Origin of the sequence: Actinomadura sp. WMMB 499 (assembly GCF_008824145.1) — a bacterium.
Lineage (GTDB): Bacteria > Actinomycetota > Actinomycetes > Streptosporangiales > Streptosporangiaceae > Spirillospora.
Genome location: NZ_CP044407.1, coordinates 74,167 through 99,159, shown reverse-complemented (window position 1 = coordinate 99,159; position 24,993 = coordinate 74,167). Strand labels below are relative to the sequence as shown.

The 24,993-nt window shown below is 73.5% G+C and carries 22 protein-coding genes; 9 read left to right on the top strand and 13 right to left on the bottom strand.

The genetic code is table 11. From position 1 onward, the window contains the following. Positions 1 to 105: 105 nt before the first annotated feature. The 5 genes from F7P10_RS00495 to F7P10_RS00475 all read left to right on the top strand — a co-directional run bounded on the left by F7P10_RS00495 (position 106) and on the right by F7P10_RS00475 (position 6,566). Positions 106 to 1,215, top strand: a complete 1,110-nt coding sequence (locus tag F7P10_RS00495) for a Xaa-Pro peptidase family protein (protein ID WP_254716322.1) — start codon at positions 106 to 108, stop codon at positions 1,213 to 1,215. Positions 1,216 to 1,546: 331 nt separating this feature from the next. After that, entirely contained in the window at positions 1,547 to 2,779 is a 1,233-nt protein-coding gene (locus tag F7P10_RS00490; protein WP_151007559.1) for an ABC transporter ATP-binding protein, read from the top strand. Continuing rightward, positions 2,776 to 4,107, top strand: coding sequence for an ABC transporter substrate-binding protein (locus F7P10_RS00485; RefSeq protein WP_151007558.1), 1,332 nt, complete (start codon positions 2,776 to 2,778; stop codon positions 4,105 to 4,107). The genes F7P10_RS00490 and F7P10_RS00485 overlap by 4 nt, the downstream gene beginning before the upstream one ends. Before the next feature lie 9 nt (positions 4,108 to 4,116). Next, positions 4,117 to 5,550, top strand: coding sequence for a carbohydrate ABC transporter permease (locus F7P10_RS00480; RefSeq protein WP_151007557.1), 1,434 nt, complete (start codon positions 4,117 to 4,119; stop codon positions 5,548 to 5,550). Next, complete coding sequence (locus F7P10_RS00475; protein ID WP_151007556.1) at positions 5,547 to 6,566, top strand: carbohydrate ABC transporter permease; 1,020 nt, start codon at positions 5,547 to 5,549, stop codon at positions 6,564 to 6,566. Before F7P10_RS00480 ends, F7P10_RS00475 begins: the two co-directional genes overlap by 4 nt. A gap of 121 nt (positions 6,567 to 6,687) precedes the next feature. On the opposite strand, the gene F7P10_RS00470 is transcribed toward F7P10_RS00475, so the two are convergent. Continuing rightward, on the bottom strand, positions 6,688 to 7,929 hold the full coding sequence (locus F7P10_RS00470; protein WP_151007555.1) for an ABC transporter ATP-binding protein: 1,242 nt from the start codon (positions 7,927 to 7,929) through the stop codon (positions 6,688 to 6,690). Positions 7,930 to 8,083: 154 nt separating this feature from the next. On the opposite strand from F7P10_RS00470, the gene F7P10_RS00465 reads away from it, so the two are divergent. Together F7P10_RS00465 and F7P10_RS00460 are read left to right on the top strand one after the other, a co-directional pair. Beyond that, complete coding sequence (locus F7P10_RS00465; protein ID WP_151007554.1) at positions 8,084 to 9,109, top strand: LacI family DNA-binding transcriptional regulator; 1,026 nt, start codon at positions 8,084 to 8,086, stop codon at positions 9,107 to 9,109. Between the two features lie 118 nt (positions 9,110 to 9,227). After that, complete coding sequence (locus F7P10_RS00460; protein WP_151007553.1) at positions 9,228 to 9,695, top strand: Lrp/AsnC family transcriptional regulator; 468 nt, start codon at positions 9,228 to 9,230, stop codon at positions 9,693 to 9,695. Between the two features lie 18 nt (positions 9,696 to 9,713). Here the strand turns inward: F7P10_RS00460 and F7P10_RS00455 are convergent, their stop codons facing one another. The 9 genes from F7P10_RS00455 to F7P10_RS00420 form a co-directional block, all read right to left on the bottom strand. After that, positions 9,714 to 10,652, bottom strand: a complete 939-nt coding sequence (locus tag F7P10_RS00455) for a TIGR03619 family F420-dependent LLM class oxidoreductase (protein WP_151007552.1) — start codon at positions 10,650 to 10,652, stop codon at positions 9,714 to 9,716. 272 nt (positions 10,653 to 10,924) lie between these two features. Next, positions 10,925 to 11,464: a DUF1707 and FHA domain-containing protein gene (locus F7P10_RS00450; RefSeq protein ID WP_151007551.1), complete on the bottom strand. Its 540-nt coding sequence runs from the start codon at positions 11,462 to 11,464 to the stop codon at positions 10,925 to 10,927. 125 nt (positions 11,465 to 11,589) lie between these two features. Then, positions 11,590 to 12,147 (bottom strand): M48 family metallopeptidase, encoded by a 558-nt coding sequence (locus F7P10_RS00445; RefSeq protein ID WP_151007550.1) that lies wholly within the window; start codon positions 12,145 to 12,147, stop codon positions 11,590 to 11,592. Then, positions 12,144 to 13,658, bottom strand: a complete 1,515-nt coding sequence (locus tag F7P10_RS00440; RefSeq protein WP_151007549.1) for a hypothetical protein — start codon at positions 13,656 to 13,658, stop codon at positions 12,144 to 12,146. Before F7P10_RS00440 ends, F7P10_RS00445 begins: the two co-directional genes overlap by 4 nt. An 82-nt stretch (positions 13,659 to 13,740) precedes the next feature. Next, complete coding sequence (locus F7P10_RS00435) at positions 13,741 to 14,958, bottom strand: acyl-CoA dehydrogenase family protein (protein WP_151007548.1); 1,218 nt, start codon at positions 14,956 to 14,958, stop codon at positions 13,741 to 13,743. A gap of 99 nt (positions 14,959 to 15,057) precedes the next feature. Next, a complete protein-coding gene (locus tag F7P10_RS00430; RefSeq protein WP_151007547.1) occupies positions 15,058 to 16,128 on the bottom strand; it encodes a DUF3616 domain-containing protein in 1,071 nt (356 codons plus the stop codon). Between the two features lie 51 nt (positions 16,129 to 16,179). Continuing rightward, positions 16,180 to 17,241, bottom strand: a complete 1,062-nt coding sequence (locus F7P10_RS00425) for a cytochrome P450 (protein ID WP_254716321.1) — start codon at positions 17,239 to 17,241, stop codon at positions 16,180 to 16,182. Further along, positions 17,241 to 17,411 carry a hypothetical protein gene (locus F7P10_RS43725; protein ID WP_254716320.1) on the bottom strand — a complete coding sequence of 57 codons (171 nt, stop codon included), beginning with the start codon at positions 17,409 to 17,411 and terminating at the stop codon, positions 17,241 to 17,243. Before F7P10_RS43725 ends, F7P10_RS00425 begins: the two co-directional genes overlap by 1 nt. Positions 17,412 to 17,480: 69 nt before the next feature. Beyond that, a complete protein-coding gene (locus F7P10_RS00420) occupies positions 17,481 to 18,422 on the bottom strand; it encodes a KamA family radical SAM protein (protein ID WP_254716319.1) in 942 nt (313 codons plus the stop codon). Positions 18,423 to 19,245: 823 nt separating this feature from the next. On the opposite strand from F7P10_RS00420, the gene F7P10_RS00415 reads away from it, so the two are divergent. Then, entirely contained in the window at positions 19,246 to 20,574 is a 1,329-nt protein-coding gene (locus F7P10_RS00415) for a DUF2252 domain-containing protein (RefSeq protein ID WP_151007546.1), read from the top strand. A 48-nt stretch (positions 20,575 to 20,622) separates the two neighbouring features. Here the strand turns inward: F7P10_RS00415 and F7P10_RS44965 are convergent, their stop codons facing one another. Next, entirely contained in the window at positions 20,623 to 22,365 is a 1,743-nt protein-coding gene (locus F7P10_RS44965) for a PP2C family protein-serine/threonine phosphatase (protein ID WP_151007545.1), read from the bottom strand. 152 nt (positions 22,366 to 22,517) lie between these two features. Here F7P10_RS44965 and F7P10_RS00405 point away from each other — a divergent pair, with 152 nt between their 5' ends. Further along, a complete protein-coding gene (locus F7P10_RS00405) occupies positions 22,518 to 23,258 on the top strand; it encodes an SAM-dependent methyltransferase (RefSeq protein WP_254716318.1) in 741 nt (246 codons plus the stop codon). Between the two features lie 34 nt (positions 23,259 to 23,292). Here the strand turns inward: F7P10_RS00405 and F7P10_RS00400 are convergent, their stop codons facing one another. Further along, positions 23,293 to 23,883: a hypothetical protein gene (locus F7P10_RS00400; RefSeq protein ID WP_151007543.1), complete on the bottom strand. Its 591-nt coding sequence runs from the start codon at positions 23,881 to 23,883 to the stop codon at positions 23,293 to 23,295. A gap of 3 nt (positions 23,884 to 23,886) precedes the next feature. Then, positions 23,887 to 24,654 carry a DUF4239 domain-containing protein gene (locus tag F7P10_RS00395; RefSeq protein ID WP_151007542.1) on the bottom strand — a complete coding sequence of 256 codons (768 nt, stop codon included), beginning with the start codon at positions 24,652 to 24,654 and terminating at the stop codon, positions 23,887 to 23,889. Between the last annotated feature and the right edge of the window lie 339 nt (positions 24,655 to 24,993).

Below are 24,993 nucleotides of genomic sequence, written 5' to 3'. Positions count from 1 at the left end.
TCACAGGGGAGGAGGAAGCGGCGATCGCGCATCGCCGGAGGGCGCGCCGGGGACGGCCGCCGCCGGCCGCCGCGGACGCCGCGACCCGCGAAGATGGAGACGGATGTGACGACGGAGTTGTATCCGCGCGAGCGGCTCGGACGCGTGCGGGAGGCGACGGCGGAGGCCGGGCTGGGGGCGGTGCTGCTGACCCCGGGCCCCGACCTGCGGTACGTCACCGGCTACGACGCGCTGCCGCTCGAACGGCTCACGTGCCTGGTGGTGCCCGCGTCCGGTGACGCGTTCATGATGGTCCCGCGGCTGGAGCTGCCCGCCGCGCGGGAGTCGCCCGCCGGTGCCCTCGGCGTGGAGTTCGTGCCCTGGGACGAGACCGACGACCCGTTCGCGCTGGCCGCGGCCCGGCTGCCGCGCGACGTCGCCAAGGTCGGGGTCGCCGACCGGATGTGGGCGGTCATGGCGCTGCGGTTCCGGGCGGCGCTGCCGGGCGCCGAGCAGGTCGCCGCGGGCGCGGTGCTGCGGGAGCTGCGGATGCGCAAGAGCCCGGCCGAGGTCGCGGCGCTGCGCGAGGCGGGCGCGGCGATCGACCGGGTGCACCGCCGGGTGCCGGATTTCCTGCGGCCCGGGCGGACCGAGCGCGAGGTGGGCCGCGACATCGCGGACGCCATCATCGCCGAGGGCCACGAGAAGGTCGACTTCGTCATCGTCGGGGCGGGCCCGAACGGGGCGAACCCGCACGCCGAACTGTCGGAGCGGGAGATCCGTCCCGGCGAGCCGGTCGTGGTCGACATCGGCGGGACGATGCCGAGCGGCTACTGCTCGGACTCCACCCGCAACTACTGCGTCGGGGAGCCGCCCGCGGAGTACCGCGCCTACTACGCGGTCCTGGAGGCGGCGCAGCGCGCGTCGTGCGAGGCCGTCCGGCCCGGGGCGACGCCGGAGTCGGTGGACGCGGCGGGCCGCGACCTCATCGCCGCCGCCGGGCACGGGGAGCACTTCTTCCACCGCACCGGGCACGGCATCGGCCTGGAGTCGCACGAGGAGCCGTACATCGTGGCGGGCAACACCGAGCCGCTGGAGCCCGGGATGGCGTTCTCGATCGAGCCGGGCATCTACCCGGGCCCGCACGGCGCCCGCATCGAGGACATCGTCGTGTGCACCGACGACGGGTACGAGCCGATGAACGTCACCGAGCGCGGTCTGATGATCGTCGACTGAGAAATAGCTCCTGATCAGGAGCTATCCGATTCAAGGATGTTCCGGTCGGGACACCGGGAAGGGCGGGGCGTTTACGCCCCGCCCTTCCCGCAATTCGGACGGCCGAAATGCGGCGCGCGGCAGGTCCGTCAACGGCCGGGATCGCGACGATAACGATCTCTGCACCAAATGTGTTCCACGGCACAACACGTATTGCGGTGGGAGCGTTCCGCCCTGTACCACCTTGTTGCAAGTTACGCGGGGTAGGGACCGTTTCTCCCGTGTCGCGGGCACGGCCGTGCCCTGCCCGCGACGCGCCGGAGGATCCCGTGCCGGAAGAAGAGGAGACGCCGTGGCAGAGGTCGACCTGACCAGCGTCGGGAAGGTCTATCCCGACGGCACGCGGGCCGTGACCGATCTGAACCTCCACATCGCCGACGGGGAGTTCCTCGTCCTGGTCGGCCCCTCCGGCTGCGGCAAGACGACCGCGCTGCGGATGGTCGCCGGCCTCGAGGACATCTCCGAGGGCGAGGTCACCATCGGCGGGCGGGTCGTCAACCGGGTGCCCGCCCGGGACCGCGACGTCGCGATGGTGTTCCAGAGCTACGCCCTGTACCCGCACCTGTCGGTCCGCGACAACATCGGGTTCGGCCTGTCGCTGCGCAAGGTGCCGAAGGCCGAGATCCGCGAGAAGGTCGACCGGGCCGCCGAGACCCTCGGCCTCACCGACCACCTGGGCCGCAAGCCCCGCAACCTGTCGGGCGGCCAGCGGCAGCGCGTCGCGATGGGCCGCGCGATCGTCCGGGAGCCGCAGGCGTTCCTGATGGACGAGCCGCTGTCGAACCTCGACGCCAAGCTCCGCGTCCAGATGCGCGCCGAGATCGCGCGCCTGCAGCGCGACCTCGGCGTCACCACGATCTACGTGACCCACGACCAGACCGAGGCGATGACGCTCGGGGACCGGGTCGCGGTCATGAAGAAGGGCGAGCTGCAGCAGGTCGCGCCGCCCCAGGAGCTCTACGACCGGCCGGCGAACCTGTTCGTCGCCGGTTTCATCGGCTCACCGGCCATGAACCTGCTCAAGGGCGCCCTCACCGGGGACGCGGAGAACCCGCGCCTGGAGATCGGCGCCCGGACGCTGACGCTGCCGCGCGGGGTGCTGACCGAGCGGCCCGCGCTGGCGTCCTACCTGGGGCGCGACGTCGTGGTCGGCGTCCGCCCCGAGGACATGGAGGACGCCGAGCTCGCCGAGGCCCCCGAGGGGTCGCGGCTGGAGGCCGTCGCCGACCTGGTGGAGGCCATGGGCTCGGACGTGCTCGTCCACTTCGCGGTCGAGGCGGCGCCGGTGGTCACCGAGGACACCAAGGAACTCGCCCGCGACGCGGGAGCAGACGAGCCGGGCGGCGGGCGCGCGGAGCGCACCGAGCTGGTCGCCCGGTTCAGCCCCCGCACCCGCGTGAAGGCGGGCGACCCGGTGACGATCCGCGTCGACACCGGCCGCCTGCACTTCTTCGATATCGAGTCCGGAGCGTCGATCTGGGGAGCAGACGGCGGGGCCGGTTCGCTCAGGAAGGATGAGGGATGAGGGTCTCATGGTTCGGCCGCCGGGCGTTCGGCGCGGCCGTCGCGGCGGGGATGCTGGTGTCCTCCGCCGCGGCGTGCGGCGGCGACGACGGCGGCGAGGACGGCGACGGCGCCGCGAACGGCCCGCTGAAGGGCGTCACGATCGAGGTGGCGGCCAAGTGGACCGGCCCGGAGGAGGAGAACTTCCGCAAGGTCCTGGACGCGTTCCAGCAGCAGAGCGGCGCGACCGTCGAATACGCCTCCACCGGCGAGAACACCGACGCCTACCTCGGGCCCCGGCTGTCGGGCGGCAACCCCCCGGACGTGGCGATCCTGCCGCAGCCCGGCCTGATGCGGCAGTACGCGAAGGACGGCAGCCTCAAGCCGCTCGGCGCCGACGTCACCGCGGAGGTCGAGAAGAACTTCGAGCCGTACTGGAAGGAGCTCGGCTCCAGTGACGGCAAGGCCTACGGCGTGATGATCAAGGCGGCCTACAAGTCGATCATCTGGTACTCGCCGGAGGCGTTCTCCACCGCGGGCGTCCAGCCGCCCAAGACGTTCGACGACCTGGCGCAGGCGTCCACGACCCTGCTGAACTCCGGCACCACCCCGTTCACGCTGGCCGCCGGGCCGCAGGACTCCTGGACCCTCACCGACTGGTTCGAGAACGTGTACCTGTCGCAGGCCGGGCCGGAGAACTACGACAAGCTCGCCGAGCACGAGCTCAAGTGGACCGACCAGACCGTCGCCGACGCGCTGGAGACGCTCGCGAAGATCTGGGGCAAGCCCGACTTCCTCAACGGCGGCGTCGCCACCGCGACCAAGACCAAGTTCGACGAGTCGGTCACGCAGGTCTTCGGCCAGCAGAAGGGGGCGATGGTGTACGGCGGCGACTTCGCCGCCGCGAACATCACCACCACCGAGGCGGAGGTCGGGACGGACGCCAAGGTGTTCGCGTTCCCGCAGGCCGGTGACACGGCCCCGGCGATCCTCGGCGGCGACGTCGCCGTCGCGCTGACCGAGGAGAAGGGCACCCAGGAACTGATGAAGTTCCTCGCCTCGCCCGAGGCCGGGAAGACCTGGGCCGGGCTCGGCGGCTACCTCACCCCGAACAAGAACGTGCCGCCGGACGCCTACTCCGACCCCATCGCCAAGCAGCTCATCCAGCAGCTGCAGGCCGCCGGCGACGCCGCCCGCTACGACATGTCCGACCTGACGCCGGCGGCGTTCGGCGCGACGCCCGGCGACGGCATGTGGGAGGCGCTGCGGCAGTTCGTGCAGAACCCGACCGACGTCGAGGGGACGCAGGAGAAGCTGGAGGCCGCGGCCGCCGAGGCGTACGGGAAGTAAGGGACCCCGATGAAGGATCCGAAGGACGGGACGCCGCCGGCCGCCACGGCCGGCGGCGCCGCCGCCGATGACGGCGGTACCGGGACGGCGGGCACGGCGGCCGGCTCGGCGGCGGCCACGGCGGCGTCCCCCGCGCCGCCCCGCCGCGGGGGACGCGAGCGGCTGACGCCGCCGTCGTGGCTGGCCTTGCTGTTCCTGCTGCCGGCGCTGCTGCTGCTCGGCTTCCTCGTCGTGTACCCGATCGTCTACTCGGTGATCCGCAGCCTCTTCGACGCCTCGGGCGACTCGTTCGTCGCGCTGGACAACTACACCGAGGTCTTCCAGGGGCACGACAACCTCGTCGCGGTGCGCAACACCGCGGTGTGGGTCGTGGTGGCGCCGACGGTCGTCACCATCGTCGGCCTGGTGTTCGCCGTCCTCACCGAGCGGATCCGGTGGGCGACGGTGTTCAAGCTCGTGGTGTTCATGCCCATGGCGATCTCGTTCCTCGCCTCCGGCGTGATCTTCCGGCTGGTGTACCAGCAGGACCCCGACAAGGGCGTCGCCAACGCCGCGATGGTCGCCGTGCACGACATGTTCAGCACCGACCGGACCTACCCCGGCGCGGGCCCCCGCACCGCCGGTGACCAGCCGGTGCGCGAGGACGGCGGCGCCGTCGTCACCGCGCGGCCGGTGTCGGCCGGGCAGACCGCGGTCCTGCCGCTGGTGAAGGTCAAGCCGGAGTACCTGCCGGAGACGGCCGAGCCCGCGGCGGCACCGCCGGGCGCCGGGGCGGGCGAGATCACCGGCGCGGTGTGGTTCGACTTCACCCGCGGCGGGGGCGGCGCGCTCAACCGGCCGAACCAGGGCGAGAGCGGGCTGCCGGGCGTCCGGGTCGAGGCGGTCCGCGGCGGGGAGGTGGTGGCTACCGCGACCACCCGGCCGGACGGGACGTTCACGCTGGAGGACGTCGGGTCCGGCCAGGTCACCGTCCGCCTGCCGCAGGGCAACTTCACCGAGTCCTACCGCGGCGCCGAATGGCTCGGCGGCACCCTCATCACCCCGGCGATCATCGGGTCGTACCTGTGGGTGTGGGCCGGGTTCGCGATGGTGCTGATCGCCGCCGGGCTCGCCGCCATCCCGCGGGACGCGCTCGAGGCGGCCCGGGTCGACGGAGCGACCGAGTGGCAGGTCTTCCGGCGGGTGACGATCCCGCTGCTGGCGCCGGTGCTGATGGTGGTGCTGGTGACGCTCACCATCAACGTGCTGAAGGTCTTCGACCTCGTCTACATCATCGGCGGCGGCGACCCGAACGCCAGCGTGCTGGCGCTGGAGATGTGGACCGAGTCGTTCGGCGGCGGCAACGACCAGGGCGCCGGCAGCGCGATCGCCGTGCTGCTGTTCGTGCTGGTGCTGCCCGCCATGCTGTTCAACATCCGGCGAATGCGGCAGGAGCGGAAATGAGCACCGCGGACGAGACCCCTCCGCAGGAGAAGCCCGCCACGGACGGGGCCGCCGCGGACCGGACGGCCGCCGGCGAGGCCGGTGCCGGGAAGGAGGCCGCGCCCGGCACGGCGGAGGGCGCGCCCGCCGGCGGCGCGTCGGGCGCGCCGCGCCGCGGCGTCGCGGCCCGCCTCGTCGGGAGGATCGGCGGCGGGGCGGCGCAGGCGCTGCTGGTGCTGATCGCGATGTTCTGGCTGGTGCCGACGCTCGGGCTGCTCGTCGCGTCGCTGCGCTCCACCGAGGACAACAACGCCGACGGCTGGTGGAACGTGTTCACCGCGCCGTCCCAGCTGACGTTCGACGCCTACTCCTCGCTGCTGGCGCGGGACGACTTCGTCGACTCGTTCTGGAACACGATGCTGATCACCGTCCCGGCCACGGTGCTGGTGGTGGTGATCGCGGCGCTCGCGGGGTACGCGTTCGCGTGGCTGGAGTTCCCCGGCCGGGACTGGCTGTTCCTGCTGGTGGTCGCGTTGCTGGTGGTGCCGGTGCAGGTCGCGCTGATTCCGGTGGCGAAGCTGTACGGAGTCATCGAGTTCGGCGGCTTCCAGATGTTCGGCTCGATCAGCGGCGTGGTGCTGTTCCACGTGGCGTTCGGGCTGCCGTTCGCGATCTTCCTGCTGCGCAACTTCTTCGCGGCGATCCCGCGGGACCTGCTCGAGGCGGCGCGGATGGACGGCGGCTCGGAGTGGACGATCTTCCGGCGGGTGATCTTCCCGCTGGGCGGCCCGGCGATCGCGTCGCTCGGGATCTTCCAGTTCCTGTGGGTGTGGAACGACCTGCTCGTGTCGCTGGTGTTCGCCGACACGCAGGCGCAGCCCATGACCAAGTGGCTGCAGTCGCAGATGCGGCAGTTCACCGGGAACATCGACATCCTGGCGCCGGGGGCGTTCCTGTCGCTGATCGTCCCGCTGGTGGTGTTCTTCGCGTTCCAGCGGTACTTCGTGCAGGGCGTGCTCGCGGGCTCCGTGAAATGAGCAGGGCGAAGTGAGCTGGGTGAAGTGAGCAGGACCTGACCGCCGCGGTGTAGCCGCGGCGACCGGAAACGGTGCCCGCGCCACGTCCGGGGCGCGGGCACCGTTCGTCCGGGGTCGGCCGTCAGTCGTCGGTCTTGGTGACGGTCACGCCCGCCGTGCGGTCGGGGTGGCCGATGGCCAGGCCGCTGGCGGGGTCGAAGAAGTGCAGGCGGGCGGTGTCGACGGCCAGGTCGACGTGCTGCCCGGGCCGCACCTGCGAGCGGGAGTTCACGCGGGCCGTCCACAGCGCCTTGTTCTCGGCGAGCGGGATCGCCATGTCCTCTTCGCCTTCGGACTCGTCGCGCGCGAGGTCGGCGGTGTCCTTGTGCTCGACCGGCGGCGCGTCGATGGTGAAGATGACGTTGATCTCGCTGCCGAGCTCCTCGGTGACGCTGCTGCGCACCGAGATCGGCGCCCACTCGGGCTTGGCGTGCGCGGCGTCCTCGAAGTCGGACGGGCGGATGCCGAGGACGATCTGCTTGCCCAGGTAGTCGCGCAGGGCGGGCTTGGCATCCAGCGTCGAGTCCGGCACCTGGAGCGTGTAGCCGGCGAACGACACCTGCGCGCCGCCGTCCCCCCGGGCCAGGTCGGCGGTGACGAAGTTCATCGCGGGCGAGCCGATGAACCCGGCGACGAACAGGTTCACCGGGTTCTCGAACAGCCGCTGCGGGGTGTCGACCTGCTGGAGGACGCCGTCGCGCAGCACGCACACGCGGGTGCCGAGCGTCATCGCCTCGATCTGGTCGTGGGTGACGTAGACGGTGGTGACGCCGAGCCGCTCGTGCAGCTGGCTGAGCGAGGCGCGCATCGACACGCGCAGCTTGGCGTCGAGGTTCGACAGCGGCTCGTCCATCAGGAACGCCTGCGGCTGCCGGACGATCGCGCGGCCCATCGCGACGCGCTGCCGCTGGCCGCCCGACAGGGCGGCGGGCTTGCGGGACAGGTACGACTCGAGGCCGAGCATCTTGGCGGCATCGAGCACCTTCTGCTTGATCTCCGCCTTGGGGGTGCCGCGCAGCTTCAGGCCGAACGCCAGGTTCTGCTCGACGGTCATGTGCGGGTAGAGCGCGTAGTTCTGGAAGACCATGGCGATGTCGCGGTCCTTGGGGGCGAGGTCGTTGACGACCTGCTCGCCGATGGAGATCTTCCCGCCGCTGATCTCCTCCAGCCCGGCGATCATCCGCAGCGCGGTCGACTTGCCGCAGCCGGACGGGCCCACCAGCACCATGAACTCGCCGTCGCCGATCTCCAGGTTCAGGCCGTCCACGGCCTTGACGCCGCCCGAGTACACCTTGTCGACCTGGTCCAGCGTGATCTTGGCCATCGGATCCCCTCGCGTTCCTTGTGGAAACGTTTCCGTATCACCCTGCCGAACAGGGCTTTTGCTGAGTTGAGTGGAGTAAACAGTATGGAACCGTTTCCAGGGGAGAGTCTGTTATGAGAAGATGATCGGAAACCACCCCGAGGAAGGACGGCCGATGGCGGACCGGCGATCGGCGACCATCAAGGACGTGGCCGCCGCCGCGGGCGTCGGCATCGCCACGGTGTCGCGCGTGTTCTCCGGGGCGGGCGCGGTCGCCGAGGCCACCCGCGAGCGCGTGCTGGCCGCCGCCCGCGAGCTGGACTACCGGCCGAGCGCGCTCGGCCGCGGGCTGAAGCTGCGGCGCTCCGGCGGCATCGGGCTGATCGTCCCGGACGTCACCGACCCGTTCTGCGCCGAGCTGGCCGCCGGCGTCCTGGCGTGCGCGCGGACGCTCGGCGGGCACGTGATCGTGGACGCCGCGCACGGCGATCCCGAGCGCGAGGCCGAGATCGTCGACCGGTTCGTCGAGCAGCGCGTCGACGGGATCATCGCGCGCCCGGCGGGGGAGACCGCCGACTGGCGCGCCGCCGCCCAGGTGTGCTCGAGCGTCGTGTTCGCCGACCGCGTGCTGCCCGGGCTCACCGAGATCCCCACCGTGCTCGCCGACGACGCGGGCGGCGTCCGGTCGCTGGTCGAGTACCTTGTCGGGCTCGGGCACCGGCGGATCGCGTTCCTCGGCGCCGCCGCCCACGGCGGCGAGCCCGGGGAGCGGGAGCGGGCGTTCCGCGACACACTCGACCGGCTGGGCGTCCCCGCCGAGCCGGACCTGGTCGTGGCCGCCCGCCCGGCCCGCGACGCCGCCTACGCCGCCGCCGCGGGGCTGTTGCAGCGCCGCGCCGACGTCACCGCCGTGGTCGCCGCCGAGCACCTGCTCGGCGAGGCGGCGGTGCTGGTCGCGCGGGAGCTGGACCTGCGGGTGCCCGCCGACGTGTCGATCGCGATGGTCGACGACGTCCCGTGGGCGGAACTGTGCGACCCGCCGCTGACCGCCGTCGCGCGGCCCGGCCGCGACATCGGGTACCGCGCCTGCGAGCTGCTGCTGCGTGAGCCCGCGCGGCGCGGCCGGGGCGGGCCGGTGCGGCTGCCGACCGAACTGGTCGTCCGCGGGTCCTGCGGGGCGCTGCGCTCCGGGCGCCGCTGACCGCGTGGCCCGGCCGGGCCCGCACCGGGGCCCGCCGGCGCGCCGATCGGCGCCATCCGGCGCCGATCTGTGATCCGCGGCGGCCCGGCGGGGCCGCCGGGCACGCTAGATTCCCCTCGTGGAGGAGATCGATCGCCAGATCCTGGCGCTGCTGGCCGACGACGGGCGGATGAGCTTCACCGACCTGGCCAAGGAGACGGGCCTGTCGGTGTCGGCGGTGCACCAGCGCGTGCGGCGGCTGCAGAAGCGCGGCATCGTGCAGGGGTTCACCGCCCGGCTCGACCACGCGCGGATCGGGCTGCCGCTGACCGCGTTCGTGTCGATCAAGCCGATCGACCCGTCGGCGCCCGACGACGCGCCCGAGCGGCTCGCGCACCTCACCGCGATCGAGGCGTGCCACTCGGTGGCCGGGGACGAGAGCTACATCCTGAAGGTGCGCGTCGGCTCGCCCAACGAGCTGGAGGACCTGCTGCAGCGGATCCGGGCGGCGGCCAACGTCGCCACCCGCACCACCGTCGTCCTCAGCACCCCGTGGGAGGGACGGCCGCCGCGCCCCGACGGCCCGGCGGCCGACCCCGGGGACTGACCCGACGACCGGGTGCGGTCAGCGCGGGGCGAGCGCCTCGAGCGCCTCCCGGGCGATGTACATCGAGTCCCACGGGTCGGCGTCGGGGCCGGTGAGCCGCGGGTCGAAGTTCAGGTCGAGGAACAGCTCGGTGACGCCCTGCTCGGCGAGCGCGTCGAAGTCGCCGGCGATCTGGTCGTAGGTGCCGGTCAGCGGTCGCCGGTCGGCGCCCGCGCCGATGTCGGAGGCGTCGTCGCCCTCCTCGCGGATCCGCACCGCGCCGCGGCAGACGAACCGCAGCGCGGCGGCGTCCCGCCCGGCCTTCTCCGCCGCCTCGCGGACGACGTCGATCGAACGTCCGATGTCGGTCAGCCGGGCGCGGCTGGAGCTGACCCAGCCGGCGGCGAGCCGCCCGGCGCGGCGCAGCGCGGGCTCGGAGGAGCCGCCCAGCAGGATCGGGGGCTCGGGGTCCTGCAGCGGCCGCGGGTCCATCGTGACCGGCGGGATGTCGTAGAACTCGCCGCGGTACTCGCTGACCTCCCCGGCCTCGCCCGTCCAGAACGCGCGCAGCGCCGCGAGGAACTCCTCGGCGCGGGCGCCGCGGCGTTCCATGGGCGCGCCGACGGCGGCGAACTCCTCCGGCATCCAGCCGAGCCCGAGGCCGAGGTCCAGGCGCCCGCCGGTGACGTGGTCGAGCGTGATCGCCTGCTTGGCGAGCAGGGCGGGGGAGTAGAACGGCAGGTTGACCACGGCGACGCCGAGCCGTACCCGGGCGGTGTACCCGGCGAGGTAGGCCAGCGTGACCAGCGGGTCGGGGACGTTGCGGTAGGTCTGGTCCGCCGAACCGGCCGGGTTGACCACGCGCTGCAGCGTCCACAGGGAGTCGTAGCCGAGCTCCTCGGCGCGCTGCGCGATCAGCACCTGGTTGGCCGGGGTCGACCATGCCCCCGCCACCGGTACGGCGAACCCGATCTGCACGGCTTGTCCTCCTCGTCGTCGCGCCCGGCCTCCACCGGAACCGGCCGAACCTTACTTCGTCAAGGCGCCCGCTCGCCGGGAGCCGGCCAAAGCGTCGAATCTACCGGATCCGGATCGCGCCTCCACTCACCCCCGTGAGTCGGCCCCACAATGGAAGCGCATCCCGTGGCCGGCCCGCCGGGAACCGGTCGACCGCCGCCGCATGCGCAACCCGGGGGCACGTGCCGGTCGAGCCGCCCACCGGCGGCGACGGCCCGCGGCGCGACCGGAGGTCAGGGGGCGGTGACGATGAAGCTGGAGTCGCCGAAGCCGACCTCGTCGCCCGGTCGCACCCGCGCCGGGCCGGTCAGCCGCCACCCGTTCACCCGGGTGCCGTTCATCGAGCCCAGATCGGAGATCATCCAGGTGCCGTCCGCCCGGTAGATCTCGGCGTGGAAGCGCGAGACGGTCAGGTCGCTCAGCACGAACTGGCAGGCGGGGGCGCGCCCCACCACGATGCGGGAAGGGCCGGTCGCCGGCAGCGCGAACCGGGGGAGCCGCGGCGCCCGCCACGCCGCCTCGATGCGCGCGGTCGCCTGCGAGAACGAGGACACCAGCCCGGTCAGCCGGCCGACCACCCGGCCGGGCGGCGGCAGGTCGTGGACGATCTCGTCCAGCTCGGCGCGGCTGCGGGCCTGCAGGACCAGGTCGACGCGCCGCTCGAACGTCTCGTGGGAGATGCGGCCCTCGGCCACCCGGTCACCGAGAACGCGCAGCACCCGGTCGCGCTCGCCGTCGGACGCCCGCACCGGGTATGAGGGCCCACCGTCCATGTTCGTGAGTATCCAGTTCCCGTCGTCGGCTGTCCAGAAGTGATCTCCGGAGGGTGGGCGACCGCCATTGCCCGCCCTCCACCGGTTCGATGCCGTCGGTTCCCCGGAAGTTCGCCCCGAACCGGTCAGTTCCGGGGCAATTGGCCGAGGAGTTCGCGGGCCCGGCCGGCGAACGCCGGATCGCCCGTCCCGGCGGCCCGCTCGAGGTGCTTCGCGGCCCGCGCGGCGTCGCCGTCCGCGGCGGCCATCTCGCCGAGCCGGCAGCACGCCTCGGCGACCAGCTCGGGCAGGTCGGTGACCTCCAGCATCCGCTCGTACCAGTGGCGGGCGCCGGCCCGCTCGCCCAGCCAGTAGTGCAGTTCCCCCAGGTGGCCCATCGCCAGCGGCGCGTGCCGGTCGTCGGCGGTGAACGCGCGCTCGTACCAGCGCAGCGCCTCGCCGAGGTCCCGCGCGGCCTTGGCCGGGGCGCCGAGAAGCATGGCGGCGTAGCCCTCGGTCTTCACGTCGCCGGCGTCGACGGCCCGCAGCAGGTACGGGCTCGCGGCCACGTGGTCCTCCCGCTCGACGGCCACCCAGCCCAGGCCCAGCAGCGGCCACGGGTCGTCCGGCCGCAGGTCCAGGCAGGCCCGGTAGGCGGCCTCCGCCTCGTCGAGATCGCCGGCGCGGCCCCGGGTCCGGGTCATGTCAGCCAGCCGGACGGCCGCCGCGAATCGCAGCTTGCGGGTCCGATCGTCTCCCGGAAGGTCCGCGGCGCGGCGGTGGGCGTCGCGCGCCGCCGCCACGGCGCCATCGAGGTCGCCACGGCCGTACAGCAGGCGCGACAGGGAGACGCCGTCGGCCACCGCGCCCGCTCCGGTCCCGTGCTCGATCGCGCGCGGTACGCCTCGGCGGCCGCGGGCGGCGGGGTGGCCCAGCCGGCCAGCTCCTTCGCGGTGCGGCGCCAGATCCCGGCCTTGCGGGCAGGGTCGTCCGTGCGGTCGGCGAGCATGCCGGTGAGCAACAGGACGTCCTCGGGGTGGCGGCTCCGGTCGAGGCGCGCCCGGAGCTCCTCGTCGGACGGCTCCGCGGCCTCGGGCGCGGTGACCGGCGCGCCCGGTTCGTAGAGGCCGACCGTCCCGCCGTGCCCGTGCCGACTCTCGATGAGCGACGCGGCCAGGACGCGGCCGTCCGGGGACCAGGCGAGGCGCGAGACGTAGTGGTGCCCCTTCGGGCGGCAGAGCATGAGCGGGCGGTCGTCCCCGGCCCGCCGGAGGGCGAGGCTCTCGGCGGCGCCCGGCTCGGGGGAGTGGCTCCCGGCGGTGTACCCGCCGTCCGGCCGGACGACCGTGTCGCCCTCGTCGCCGGGCGGGCCGGGCACGTGCGTGCCCGGCAGGGCGACCAGGGCGCCGGCGTCGACGTCGTAGGCTCGCGCCGGCGGCTCGTCGGAGGGCTCCGGCGGGCGTTTGGTCAGCAGGTGCCCGCCCGGCACCCACTCGATGTCCTGGCCCCAGGGGAACCGGCTTTCGTGGGGGAGGCGGGTGTGCTCGCTCCAGTCGCGGGTGCGGTACACGACGAGTTCGCACGCCTCGCTGGTGACGGCGAGGTACGTCCCGTCACCGGAGAACGCGACGTCGGAGGGCGTGGCCTCGTCCGTCCCCGTGCCGGGGAACGGGTCCAGGACGCGCGCCGCCGCGCGCAGGTCGACGATCGCGGGGGCGTCGGCCTCGGTCACGTGGTCGGCCTCGGTGACGTAGCTGGTCGTGCCCCAGGAGTATCCGGCCTCGAGCGAGTCCAGCCAGCGCGGGTCGGTGACGTGGACGTCGTAGTCGGCCTGGACGAGCAGTTCCTCGCCCGCCCAGCCGCCGTCGTGCTCGTAGTGGAAGTCGTGCAGGCCGTCCCATGCGTCGTCGCCGACCGGGTGGTTGCGGACGGCGACGCGTTCGACGCGCGTGACGTACCGGTGGGCGTTGGCATTCACCCACTCCGGTTCGAGGAAGTCGTCCAGGGGGACGGCCTGGAGCGCGTGCCATTCGGTGATCGGCCGGTCGTGCGCGGCCTCCCACAGCAGGCGGAAGAAGAAGCCGACGTCGCCGTCGGGCAGCGGCGCGTGGTCCCGGCAGGCGACGTCGTAGTACACGACGAAGATCCGGAAGCGGGCGCGGGCCGCGCCGGGGGCGACGTCCAGGACGCGCGCGCCGTACAGGTCGGTGGACATGCGGGAGCCCTTCCACGGGGGACTGTCGAGCGCCTCATGATCACAGAGACGCCCGACAGTCCGCCGCGGAACGGCCGGGACGTCAGCGCGACAGCAGGTCGCGGGCGATGTGCGTCACCTGGATCTCGTCGGTGCCGGCGTAGATCTGGAACGACTTGGCGTCGCGGGCGAGCTGCTCGACCCGGTACTCGCTCATGTAGCCGTTGCCGCCGAACAGCTGGACGGCCTCCTGCGCGACCTCGCTCGCGGCCTGCGCGGCGTACAGCTTCATCGCCGACGCCTCGGCGAGGGTGGGGGTGCGGCCCGCGCGCTGCATCTCGACGTGCCGGAACACGAGGTTCTGCACGTTGAGGCGCGCGACCTCCATCTTGGCCAGCTTGAGCTGGATGAGCTGGAAGTCGCCGATCCGCTGCCCCCACAGCTCGCGGGTCTTGGCGTACTCGACCGACAGCTTGAGGCACTCCTCGATGACGCCGAGCGCCATCGCGGCGACGCCGGCGCGCTCGGTCACGAAGTTCTGCTTCGCCGACTCCTTGCCGCCGCCCGCCCCGGACGCCAGCAGCCGGTCGGCGCCCGCGCGGACGTCGTCGAGGAACAGCTGGCCGGTGGGGGAGGAGTGCAGGCCCATCTTGCGCAGCGGCCCGCTCTGCTCGAGGCCCTCCATGCCGGTGTCGAGGACGAACGTGAGGATCTCGCGGTCGCGGGGTTCGACGCCCTCCTCGTCGAGCTTGCAGTAGAAGACGATCGTGTCGGCGTAGGGGCCGTTGGTGATGAACGTCTTGCTCCCGTTGAGGACGTACTCGTCGCCGACCCTGCGGGCGGTGGCCTGCATGCCGCCGAAGGCGTCGGAACCGGAGTCGGGCTCGGTGATCGCCCAGGCGCCGACCTTCTCCATGGTGAGCAGGTCGAGGGCCCAGCGTTCCTTCTGCTCGACCGTCCCGCGCTTCATGATCGTCCCGGCGGCGAGGCCGAGGCCCACGCCCATCGCCGACACCAGGCCCGGTGCCACCTTGCACAGCTCGATGATGGGCAGCATGCTCATCGCCGCGTTGCCGCCCCGCCCGGTGCCGGCGTCCGCGTCGTCGGCGCCGCCCCCGCCCGCTCGCTCCTTCTCCATCCGGGCCCTGAACGACGAGCGCGCCATCTCGTCCATGCCGAACGTCTTGTAGAGGCCGCGGATGATGTCGTACGGCGGCAGGTCGCCCGACTCGAGCGCGTCCAGGTTGGGACGGACCTCCGCGTCGATCCAGTCGCGGACCGCGTCCCGGATCATCAGGTCTTCGTCGGACCACTCGATCATGCTCGCCTCGTCTTTCGGCCGGTAGGGGATCGGTCTGCGACCATGAAAGCAGACGCCGAAAGCTAGCGCTTACTTGGCAGTAGGGTGGCGGGGCGGCCGTCAGGGCATCTGGACGATGTCGGCGATCACGCCGCCCTCCGCGGTGAGGCGTCCGGCGGCCGGGCTGTCGTAGACCACGAGGAGGCGCAGGCCCGGTCCGGGCTCGTCCAGGACGGCGATGCCCTCCGCGTGGTCGTCGCCGTGGCCGTAGGGCAGGTCGCCCAGCACCTCCAGGGCGTCGGCGTGGACGATCTCCGGGGCGTCGGCGGTCACCGCGCCGCGCCACCGCACCACCCGCACCGGACCGTCCAGGTCCATGCTCGGGCCGGTGAGGATCAGCAGGTCGTCGCCGTGCGGGCACAGGTCGCGGATGCCGAGGCCGCCCAGGTCGAGGAAGTGGGTCCGGTAGGGGACGTCGCCGTCGACCGGCAGCGCCCGCAGCAGCCGCGGGTCGTCGGCGTCGGGGCCGGGCCGGATCTCCACCAGCACCGCCCAGCCGCGCAGCACCGGCCCGCGCAGCCCGATGTAGAGCCGGTCGCCGTGCACCGCGACGCCCTCGATGTCGACGCCGTTGTCCTTTCCGGGCAGGTGCAGGAAGGGCGCCAGGTGCGGGTCGCGGGCCAGCAGGTCGGTGATCGAGTCGCCGTTGAGCCCGAGCACCGCGGCGGTCCGGCCGCCGTCCTCGCGCACCGCGCGCGGCAGCCCGTCGTCGCCGGTGACCAGGGGGATCCGCGCGAGGATGAAGCGGTTGTCCTCGCGGACGACCGTCGCGAGCCGCTTGCGGGACTTGGCGGCCGAGTGCCCCTCCTTGATCTTCTTGCGCTTGAGGCTGTGCGAGCCGATCGCCCACAGCCAGCCGTCCGCCCGGCCCAGCCCCTCGATGTCGGCCTCCTCGTCCGGGCCGGCGGGCAGCGGGACCAGGTCCGCGAGGGGGACGGTGAGGTGCCCGCCGTAGCCGGTGACCCGCCCGTCCGCGCCCGTCACGGCGGTGAGCCGCTCGACGGTCGCGGTCTCGTCGCCCGCCGCCCACAGGCAGGGGCCGTCCTGGCGGATCGCGGACAGGTTCGTGTGGGTTTCCGCCTCCCGGCTCTCGTGCCCGAAGCGGAGTTCGACCCGGCGTTCTACGATCATCTGCCGATGGTGCCATACCGGGCGGGCGGTCCGGCGCGTCCGGTGCCGTGATCACCTGCGCGGACGCGTCCCGGACGGGTCCCAGCGGACGTCCAGGCGATCGGGCTTGCGGAACACCAGGCCCCGCGGCCGGGCGGGCCGGTCCGGGTCGAGCCGGACGCCGGGGAACCGGTCGAGCACGGCGCCGAGGGCGGCGCGGGCCTCGAGCCGGGCGAGGGTCGCGCCGAAGCAGAAGTGCGGGCCGTGCGCGAACGCCAGGTGCTCGGCGGCGTCGGGGCGGTGCGGATCGAAGCGGTCCGGGTCGGTGAACACGGCCGGGTCGCGGTTCGCCGCCGTGATCGACACCCGCACCAGGTCGCCCGCCCGCACCGGTGCCGCGCCCAGGTCGCCGTCGCGGACCGCGTAGCGGTCGACGACGGCGGCGGGCGGTTCCATCCGCAGCGATTCCTCGATGACCGCGGGCAGCAGCTCCCGGTCGTCGGCGGCGGCCCGCGCCAGCGCGGGGTCGGAGAGCAGGTGCAGCGCGGCGTTGGTGATCAGCCCCTCGGTGGTGTCGATGCCGCCGAACATCAGCACGGCCGCGTTCGCCACGACCTCGGCGTCGGCCAGGCCGCCGGCCGGCCCGCCGGTGCCGCCGCGCGCCGCCTCGGCCGCGAGCGAGCCGGGGCGCGACATCGCACCGGCGACCGCCTCCGCCAGCTCCGCGTACGCCGCGCCGGAACGTTCCAGGGCCGCGTCCGCGCCCCCGTCCTCCGGAGCACCGGTGAGCGCCGACACCGCGTCCACGAACGTCCCGTACCAGGACCGGACGGTCGCGGCGTCCACCGCGGGGAGCCCGAGGGCCTCGGCGACGACCGCGACGGCCAGCGGCCCCGCGAGGTCGCCGCGCAGTTCCGCGCGTCCCGCCGGGGCGAGCGCACCCGCCAGCCGGCCCGCCTCCGCCGCGGTGAAGGCGGCGAAGCGCTCCCGGGTCCGCGCGGGCCGGAACGGCCGCGCGAACGCGTCGCGGTGGCGGGCGTGCGCGGCGCCGTCCAGCGACAGCATGCTGGGCCCGACGACCCGGGCGGTGGAGAAGCGCGGGTCGTCGACGGTGAAGGCCGCCGCGTCCCGCATCACCCGGACGGCGAGGGCGTGCGAGGTGACGAGCCAGCCGCCGAGCGCGGGGATCCAGGAGACCGGCTCGGCGGCGCGCAGCCGGGCCAGCCGGGGTGCGGGTCGCCTTCGAGGTCACCGACCGTCACCGCCGCGCCGACGGGGAACCGGGCCGGGAGATCGCTGGTCATCCGCCCCAGAATAGGACACTCCACTTATGATCTACAATGTAAAGGTGCTGGGCGGCGCACATCGACCCGTCACACCGAACCCTGCTCCCGCCACCAGCGCCGTCCGGCCTCCGGCAGGGTGTAGATCGGGTCGTGGTACTCGTATTGCCTGGTCAGGGCTTCGGGATCGGACGCTTCGAGGCCGGTCCGGTAGTTCTTGGTCCAGTAGGAGACGCCCCGCTCGCGGTCGTATCCGGCGAGCTGGTGCACCCACCGCTTGCCGACGTACGGGACGTCGCAGACGATGCGGGGCGTCGCGAATCCGGGCAGGTAGCCCATGATCGCGTGCTGCAGTTCCTGCGCCTCCCAGACCGCGAGCCGCCAGTGCTCGCTGCCGGGGATCATGTCGCACATGTACAGGTAGTACGGCATGATGCCGGCCTCGTCGAGCAGCGCGAACGACAGGTCGAGCAGCGCGTCGGGGGAGTCGTTGACGCCCCGCAGCAGGACGCCCTGGTTGCGGACGTCGCGGATGCCGGTGTCGAGCATGGCGCGGGCGGCCCGCGCGACGAGCGGCGTCACCGACCGGGCGGCGTTGACGTGGGTATGGATCGCGATGTGCGCGCCGCGCTCGCGGGCCTTGGTCGCCAGGCGTTCCATCCCGGCGCGGACCTCGTCCTGCAGCCAGTGCTGCGGCAGGCCCATCAGCGCTTTGCTGGCGAGCCGGACGTCGCGGACGTTGTCGATGTCGAGCAGCGCGGAGACGAACGACTCCAGCCGCGGCCAGGGCAGGTTGGCGACGTCGCCGCCGGAGACGACCACGTCGCGGACGCCGGGGGTGCGGCGCAGGTAGTCGAGCATGGCCTCGTGCCGGTCGGGCGGCCGGATCGTGAATCGGTGCTTGTCGACGTTGGGCGTGGAGTTGCCGACCAGGTCCATGCGGGTGCAGTGGCCGCAGTACTGGGGGCAGGTCGGCAGCAACTCGGCCAGGACCTTGGTGGGGTACCGGTGGGTGAGCCCTCGACCGCCCACATCTCGGCCTCATGCAGGGAGTCCCGGGCGGCGTGCGGGTGGGACGGCCAGTCGGTGCGGCGGTCGGAGAACACCGGCAGCATGTAGCGGCGGACGGGGTCGGCGCGGAACGCGGCGGTGGAGGAGACGTCCATGGTGTTGAGCATCTGCGGGGGCAGCAGCATCGACATCGTGGCGCGTTCGGCCTGGTCGCGCTCGAGGTCGGCGTAGAAGGAGTCGTCGAGCAGGTCGCCCATGACCGCGCGGAGCTGCCGGAGGTTCTTGACGCAGTGGGCGCGCTGCCATTGCGCCGACTCCCATTCCCCGGTCGTCACGTCGCGCCAGCCGGGCAGGCGCCGCCAGTCGGGTTCCTCGAGCGGGGTACGCCGGTACTCGTAGGGCTGGTCGGCCGCGCGTCCGGCCGGGTGCTCCACGGTCGATTCCGCTGACGGTGCGGTCCGGGCGCCGGTGCCGGTGTCCGGATGCAGGGCAGTGGTCATCGTCGACTCCTTCTCGCGCGTGGTCGCATAAAATCTCGGGTGAGGCCGACATTACGGGAAGATTTTCGATCTCTCCAGAGAGAGCCGGTATATCTTCCATTGCAAGCGGGTGACCGTCAGGCCGCATCGGGTGCCGGAGGCCCCGTGGGCGCCGCCGCCGTCGTGACGGGTCCCCGGCCGGGAACCGTTGCGTGCCGGGGCGCGCCCGACACGCGCCGAGCCTCCCGCGCGACGGGGCGGGGGTTCGCATGTCGTTCATCGCCCGCGCGGGGCCGGACCCGGCACAATGACCTGGTACGCCCCGGTAGCGGCGGGGAGAGGCGATCAGCTGAGGAGAGACCCCGATGGCGAGCATCACCGAGGACCTGCGCGGCCGCGATCCCAAGGAGCGGCAGGCGCAGATCGTGGACGTCCTGGTGGACGCGTTCTCGGACCTGATGGAGCGCAGTCCCGCCGAGTTCCGCCGCCGGTTCCGGAAGATGGCGTCCGATCCGTTCGCGTTCTACCGGGGGAGCGCCTGCCTGTTCTACGCCGACATCGCCGACGACGAGGACCCGTGGGCGGACGAGCGGACGGCGCGGGTGTGGATCCAGGGGGACCTGCACGCGCAGAACTTCGGCACCTACATGAACGACGACGGCGTGTTCGTGTTCGACGTCAACGACTTCGACGAGGCCTACGTCGGGCACTTCACCTGGGACGTGAAGCGGCTGGTGGCGAGCCTCGCGCTGCTGGCGTGGCAGAAGGCGATCTCCGACGCCGACATCCGGCGGCTGATCGAGGCGTACGTGCGGGCCTACGTCGACCAGGTGCGGTCGTTCGCGGGGCCGGGCCGCGACGACTTCGCGCTGACGCTCGACACGACCGACGGGTACGTGCGGGGGGTGCTGATCGACGCGCTGTCGTCCACGCGGATCGGGCTCCTGGAGGGCAAGACCGTCCTGGACGCGCACGACCGGCGCTTCCGGGACCGGGCCGGGGTGCGGCGGCTGGACGAGGCCGAGCGCTCGAAGGTGGAGGAGGCCTACCGGGAGTACCTGGAGACGATCCCGGCCGACAAGCGGTTCGCGAGCCTGACCTACGAGATCAAGGACATCGTGGGCGCGTCGGGGTTCGGGATCGGGTCGGCGGGGCTGTCGGCGTACAACATCCTGGTGGAGGGGCGCTCGCAGGCGCTGGAGAACGACGTGATCCTGTCGATGAAGCAGGGGAACGTGGCGGCGCCGAGCCGGGTGGTGGACGACGCGCGGATCCGCGAGTACTTCCGGCACCACGGGCACCGGACGGCGGTGTCGCGGCGGGCGCTGCAGGCCAACACGGACCCGTGGCTGGGGTACACCGAGATCGACGGGGTCGGGTTCGTGGTGCAGGAGCTGTCCCCGTACGAGGAGGATCTGGACTGGGGCGGGCTGACCGAGCCCGAGGAGATGCTGTCGGTGCTGGACGATCTGGGCCGCGCCACCGCGAAGATCCACTGCGTGTCCGACAGCGACTCCGACCACACGCTCGTCGGGTTCCAGGTGGAGGACGCGATCAGCTCGGTGATCGGCGCGGACGAGTCGGCGTTCGTCGAGGACATGGTGCGGTTCGGGACGGGGTACGCGGAGGTCGTCCGCGACGACCACCGCCTGTTCGTGGACGCGTTCCGCAACCATCAGATCCCGGGGCTGTGACGGGGCCCGGGGTGCCGGTGGTGCCCGGCCGTCTGCGGCCGAGTACCTCTAGCGCGATTCGGGGCTGACGAGCAGCAGCGCGATGTCGTCCTGGCCCTGCTGGTCGGCCAGCAGGGCCAGGACGCCGTCGGCGGTGTCCTCGAGGGAGTCTCCGGCGTCGGAGCGGGAGGCGACGAGGGCCGACGCGAGCCGGACGATGCCCTCCTCGATGTTGCGCATGCGGCTCTCCACGAGCCCGTCGGTGTAGAAGGCCAGGACGCCGTCGGGCGGCAGTTCGGCCGACACCTGCTCGTACTCGGCGGGGTGCGCGGGGTCGGCGACGCCGAGGGGGAGCCCGGCGGCGACGGGGAACCGCCGGGCCGTCCCGTCGGGCAGGGCGAGCAGCGGCGGCGGGTGCCCGGCGCACGCCAGCTCGCAGCGCCGGGTCGCGGGGTCGCACACCACGCACAGGCAGGTGGCGAACTGGGCGGCGTCCAGGTCCTGGGCGATGGCGTCCAGGCGGGCCAGCACCTCGGCGGGAGGCAGGTCGCAGCTGACGAGGGTGTGGGCGGCGACCCGCAGCTGCCCCATGGCCGCGGCGGCGGTGACGCCGTGCCCGACGGAGTCGCCGATGACGATCGCGACGCGCTCGTCCGGCAGCGGCACCACGTCGTACCAGTCGCCGCCGACCGCGGCGCGGGCGGGCCGGTAGCGGTGCGCGATGCGCAGGCCGGGCGGGACGGTGACGCGGGTGGGCAGTAGCCCGGCCTGCAGGGCGGTGGCGGTGCGGTGCTCGCGCCGGTACAGGCAGGCGTTGTCGATGCCGGTGGCGGCGCGGGCGCCGAGTTCGGCGGCGAGGGCGGTGTCGGCGGGGCCGAACGGGGCGCGGCCGTGTTTGCGGCTGAACACCGCGTGGCCGAGGGGGCGGCCGCGGGCGGTGAGGGGGACGGCCAGCAGCGACACGTGGTCGAGGACGCCGTCGACGACGCGGCCGGTGCGGCGGGCGATGCCGTCCAGGGCGTCCTCCCCGCCGAACCGGACGGTGCGGCCGGTGGAGACGCAGCGGGCGTAGGGGGAGGCGGCCGGGTACACCACGACCTCGCCGGTGGGGAACACGGCGGACCAGTCGCCGGGATCGTCGTCGGCGAACGCCACGGCGAGGCGGCGGACCACGAGCGAGCCCTCGTCGCGCGCGGCGGGCGGGGGCGTGTCGTCGTCGGCGAGGCGGCGTTCCAGGACGTAGATGGCGCCGGCGTCGGCGAACCGAGGGACGGTGACGGCGACGATCTCGCGGGCGGTCAGGGTGAGGTCGAGCGTGGAGCCGATGCGGCGGCCGGCCTCGTTCAGCAGTTCCAGGCCGCCGGCCCACGGGGGCGCGACGGTGAGCGCGACGGTGAGCGCGACGAGCGTCCGGCCGGATTCGGCCGTGAGCGCCTGGCAGGTGACCCGCACGCCGTCCGCGGCGGCTTCGTTCGCGGCGGCTTCGTTCGCGGCCGCATCGTTCATGGCGGTGCCGTCCGCCGCCGGCGGGTGGGAGCGGGCGAGCAGCGGGAGCGTGCCCGACCATGGGCGGCCGGACGCGGCCTGCGCGACGGCGGCGGCGAGCGGGCCGCCGGCGGCGGGGCAGCCGAGGAGTCCGGGCAGGTCGGAGCCCAGGGCCTGCCGGGCGGTCAGGCCGAACATGCGCGCGGCGCCGTCGCTCCATCCCGTGATGATGCCGCCCGTGACGGTGCCGCCGGTGGGGTCGAGCAGGACGGTCGCCGGGTCGGACGGTACCGCCCCGCCCGGCGGTGCTGCGGGGTGCTTGGCCATCGGTGTTCAGGTTCCGTGTTCGGGGTGGCACGGACCGAGCCGCGTTACGCTGGGTTCGCCCCGCGGCGCCGCCCTCCGTCGATAGGGAGTCGTACATGGAACCCGAGTGGATCCCACCCGAAGTCGACAGTCGGAGACCCAGCGTTGCACGTGTGTACGACTTCCTGCTCGGTGGTGACCATAATTTCGCGTCAGATCGTGATCTGGCGACCGGGCTGCTGCGGGTGGAACCGCAGGCGCGTTCGCTGGCGCACGCCAACCGGGCGTTCCTGCGCCGGGCGGTCCGCGCGGCCGCCGAGGCGGGCGTGGACCAGTTCGTCGACATCGGGTCGGGCATCCCGACGCAGGGCAACGTGCACGAGGTCGCGCAGGCGGTGAACCCGGACGCGCGGGTGGTGTACGTGGACAACGACGACGTCGCGGTCGCGCACAGCCGCACCATCCTGGAGGGCAACGACCGCGCGACGGTGATCCAGGCCGATATGCGGCGGCCCGGGCGGATCCTGGCCGACCCGCTGCTGAGGGACCTGGTGGATCTGTCGCGCCCGGTGGCGTTCCTGCTGGTGGCGGCGCTGCATCTGGTCAAGGAGGAAGAGCGGCCGGCGGAGATCGTGGCGGCGCTGCGGGACGCGGCCGCGCCGGGCAGCCACCTGCTGCTGTCGCATCTCACCCATGACGCGCAGCCGGGTAAGGCCGCGGCGATCGGGAAGCTGTACGACCGTGCGACGTCCCCGGCGGTGGCCCGGTCGCACGCGGGCATCCTGCGGTTCTTCGACGGATGGGATCTGCTGGATCCGGGGCTGGTGTACGTGCCGCTGTGGCGTCCCGACGAGGGGGAGGTCGAGTCCCCCGAGCGGTTCCTGGTGTTCGGCGGCGTGGGGCGCAGGCCGTAGCCCCCGCGCCCCACGCCGCGAGCGGTCCGTCGGGTCAGCGGGCGAACGCGATGGCGGTGCCGGCGCTGACCACGACCGCGATGACGACCAGCACCAGCGAGGTGCTCAGCGGGTTGCGGCGTTCCCGTCCGGCGTCGGCGGTGCGCTGGACGGTGTGGTGCACGACCTCTTCCGACGCCGACGGTGACGGCCTGGGCTCCGGGCGGGGCGGCCGCGGCGCCGGCTGGGCCGGCGGCGGGGCCGCGGCGGGCCGCGGGGCGGGCGGCCGCGGGGCCGGGTCCGCGGCCGGCGGAGCCGCCGCCGGGGGCGGTGTCGCGGGCGGCTCGGGCGACGGCGCGGCGGGCGGTTCCGGTGTCGGTTCGGGCGGCGCGGGCGTGGGGGCGGGTGTGGGCTCGGCCGGCGGCTCGGGCGAGGGGGGCTCGGGTGTCGGCGGTTCGGGGGTCGGGGGGCGGGGGCACGAGCCGGGGACGTTCCCGACGTGCACCTCGACCTCCCCGTCGATGCAGACGCTGACGCCGCCGGGCGGGTGGGGGTCGGCGTGCGCGGGCGGCGCGGCCGCGAGCGTGAGGGCGCTCGCGGCCCCGCCCTGCAGGATGAGGGCGGGCAGGATCAGGACTCGGCGCAAGGCTCATCCACCTCCGTCGATGCGTTGGAGTTCGGCCCGGAGTTCGACGAAGGCTTCCGGCCCGACGGCCAGGGCCCCCTCGAACGGGCGGGCGATGTCGATGGTCAGATAGGTTCCGGCGGCCAGCAGCGCGGCCATGAGCGCCAGCGGGACCAGCGTCGCGCCGCGCGGCGAGGCCCCGGCCAGGAACGGCAGCAGCACCACCACGACGCCGGTGACGACGGTGACGACGGTGAGCCCGGCGGGCGGCTCGGTACGGGCGTCCATGGCGCGCTGGTGCCGCGCCTCGGTGATCTGCCCGAGGTGGTCCAGGACGCCGGCGCGGGCCTCGCGGAGCTCGTCGTCGTCGGCCTCGAACGCGATGACGTCGCGGCGGACGCGGTCCAGCAGCGTCCATCCGGCGGGGGTGAGGCGCCCGTCGGCCATCAGGTCCCACTCGGGGTCGCGGACGGTGTCGACGTAGGCGCGCAGGCCGCTGCGGACGCCGTCGCGCTGGGCGGGCGGGAGGCGGGCCGCCGCCCAGTAGGTCTCGGAGATCGCCTGCGTCTCGGCGTAGGTGCCGGCGCGGGCGGCGTCGGCGGTCGTCCAGGGCACGATGACGGCGATGGCGAAGGCGAGCAGGAACAGCGCCGACAGCATGGCGCCGGCGTGCGAGACGGTGGGGCCGTCGGGGTCGGCGTCGTCGGTGGCGCGGCGGGTCCGCCGGACCAGCATGCTCGCGAGGGCGACCACACCGACGGCGCAGGCCGCCGACGCGAAATAGACGATCATGCCCCTCCACGGGTTCGGTTCGGAGGCGGCTCCGCAGCCGGAGCCGCCGACAACTGGCGGTGATTTTAAGGTCACGTTGTGTGTCTGTGGAGGGGCTTCCGGAAATTCACCGGAACGGTCACGCGGAGGTCAGGTGACCGCCCGGCCGGGGAAGGGACCGGTGGCCGCCGGGGAAGGAGGATCGCGGGGCGGGCCGGTTCCGGCGCGCGGCCGGAAGGTGTAGTGGAGCGACGCGCGAGGCCGGCGGTGCGGGCCGGGGCGGGGCCGCACGCGCCGGGGCGGTGATAGAGACCGTCGCCCTTCCCGGTCCGGCGCGCCCTCCCGGCCGGCGCCCTGACC

What these genes read in the sequence shown, in the direction of transcription:
- F7P10_RS00485 (WP_151007558.1), top strand. Translation starts at nt 2,776, where the DNA reads ATGAGGGTCTCATGGTTCGGCCGCCGGGCGTTCGGCGCGGCCGTCGCG.
- F7P10_RS00480 (WP_151007557.1), top strand. Translation starts at nt 4,117, where the DNA reads ATGAAGGATCCGAAGGACGGGACGCCGCCGGCCGCCACGGCCGGCGGC.
- F7P10_RS00475 (WP_151007556.1), top strand. Translation starts at nt 5,547, where the DNA reads ATGAGCACCGCGGACGAGACCCCTCCGCAGGAGAAGCCCGCCACGGAC.
- F7P10_RS00470 (WP_151007555.1), bottom strand. Translation starts at nt 7,929, where the DNA reads ATGGCCAAGATCACGCTGGACCAGGTCGACAAGGTGTACTCGGGCGGC.
- F7P10_RS00465 (WP_151007554.1), top strand. Translation starts at nt 8,084, where the DNA reads ATGGCGGACCGGCGATCGGCGACCATCAAGGACGTGGCCGCCGCCGCG.
- F7P10_RS00450 (WP_151007551.1), bottom strand. Translation starts at nt 11,464, where the DNA reads ATGGACGGTGGGCCCTCATACCCGGTGCGGGCGTCCGACGGCGAGCGC.
- F7P10_RS00445 (WP_151007550.1), bottom strand. Translation starts at nt 12,147, where the DNA reads ATGACCCGGACCCGGGGCCGCGCCGGCGATCTCGACGAGGCGGAGGCC.
- F7P10_RS00440 (WP_151007549.1), bottom strand. Translation starts at nt 13,658, where the DNA reads ATGTCCACCGACCTGTACGGCGCGCGCGTCCTGGACGTCGCCCCCGGC.
- F7P10_RS00435 (WP_151007548.1), bottom strand. Translation starts at nt 14,958, where the DNA reads ATGATCGAGTGGTCCGACGAAGACCTGATGATCCGGGACGCGGTCCGC.
- F7P10_RS00430 (WP_151007547.1), bottom strand. Translation starts at nt 16,128, where the DNA reads ATGATCGTAGAACGCCGGGTCGAACTCCGCTTCGGGCACGAGAGCCGG.
- F7P10_RS00425 (WP_254716321.1), bottom strand. Translation starts at nt 17,241, where the DNA reads ATGCGGGACGCGGCGGCCTTCACCGTCGACGACCCGCGCTTCTCCACC.
- F7P10_RS43725 (WP_254716320.1), bottom strand. Translation starts at nt 17,411, where the DNA reads ATGACCAGCGATCTCCCGGCCCGGTTCCCCGTCGGCGCGGCGGTGACG.
- F7P10_RS00415 (WP_151007546.1), top strand. Translation starts at nt 19,246, where the DNA reads ATGGCGAGCATCACCGAGGACCTGCGCGGCCGCGATCCCAAGGAGCGG.
- F7P10_RS44965 (WP_151007545.1), bottom strand. Translation starts at nt 22,365, where the DNA reads ATGGCCAAGCACCCCGCAGCACCGCCGGGCGGGGCGGTACCGTCCGAC.
- F7P10_RS00395 (WP_151007542.1), bottom strand. Translation starts at nt 24,654, where the DNA reads ATGATCGTCTATTTCGCGTCGGCGGCCTGCGCCGTCGGTGTGGTCGCC.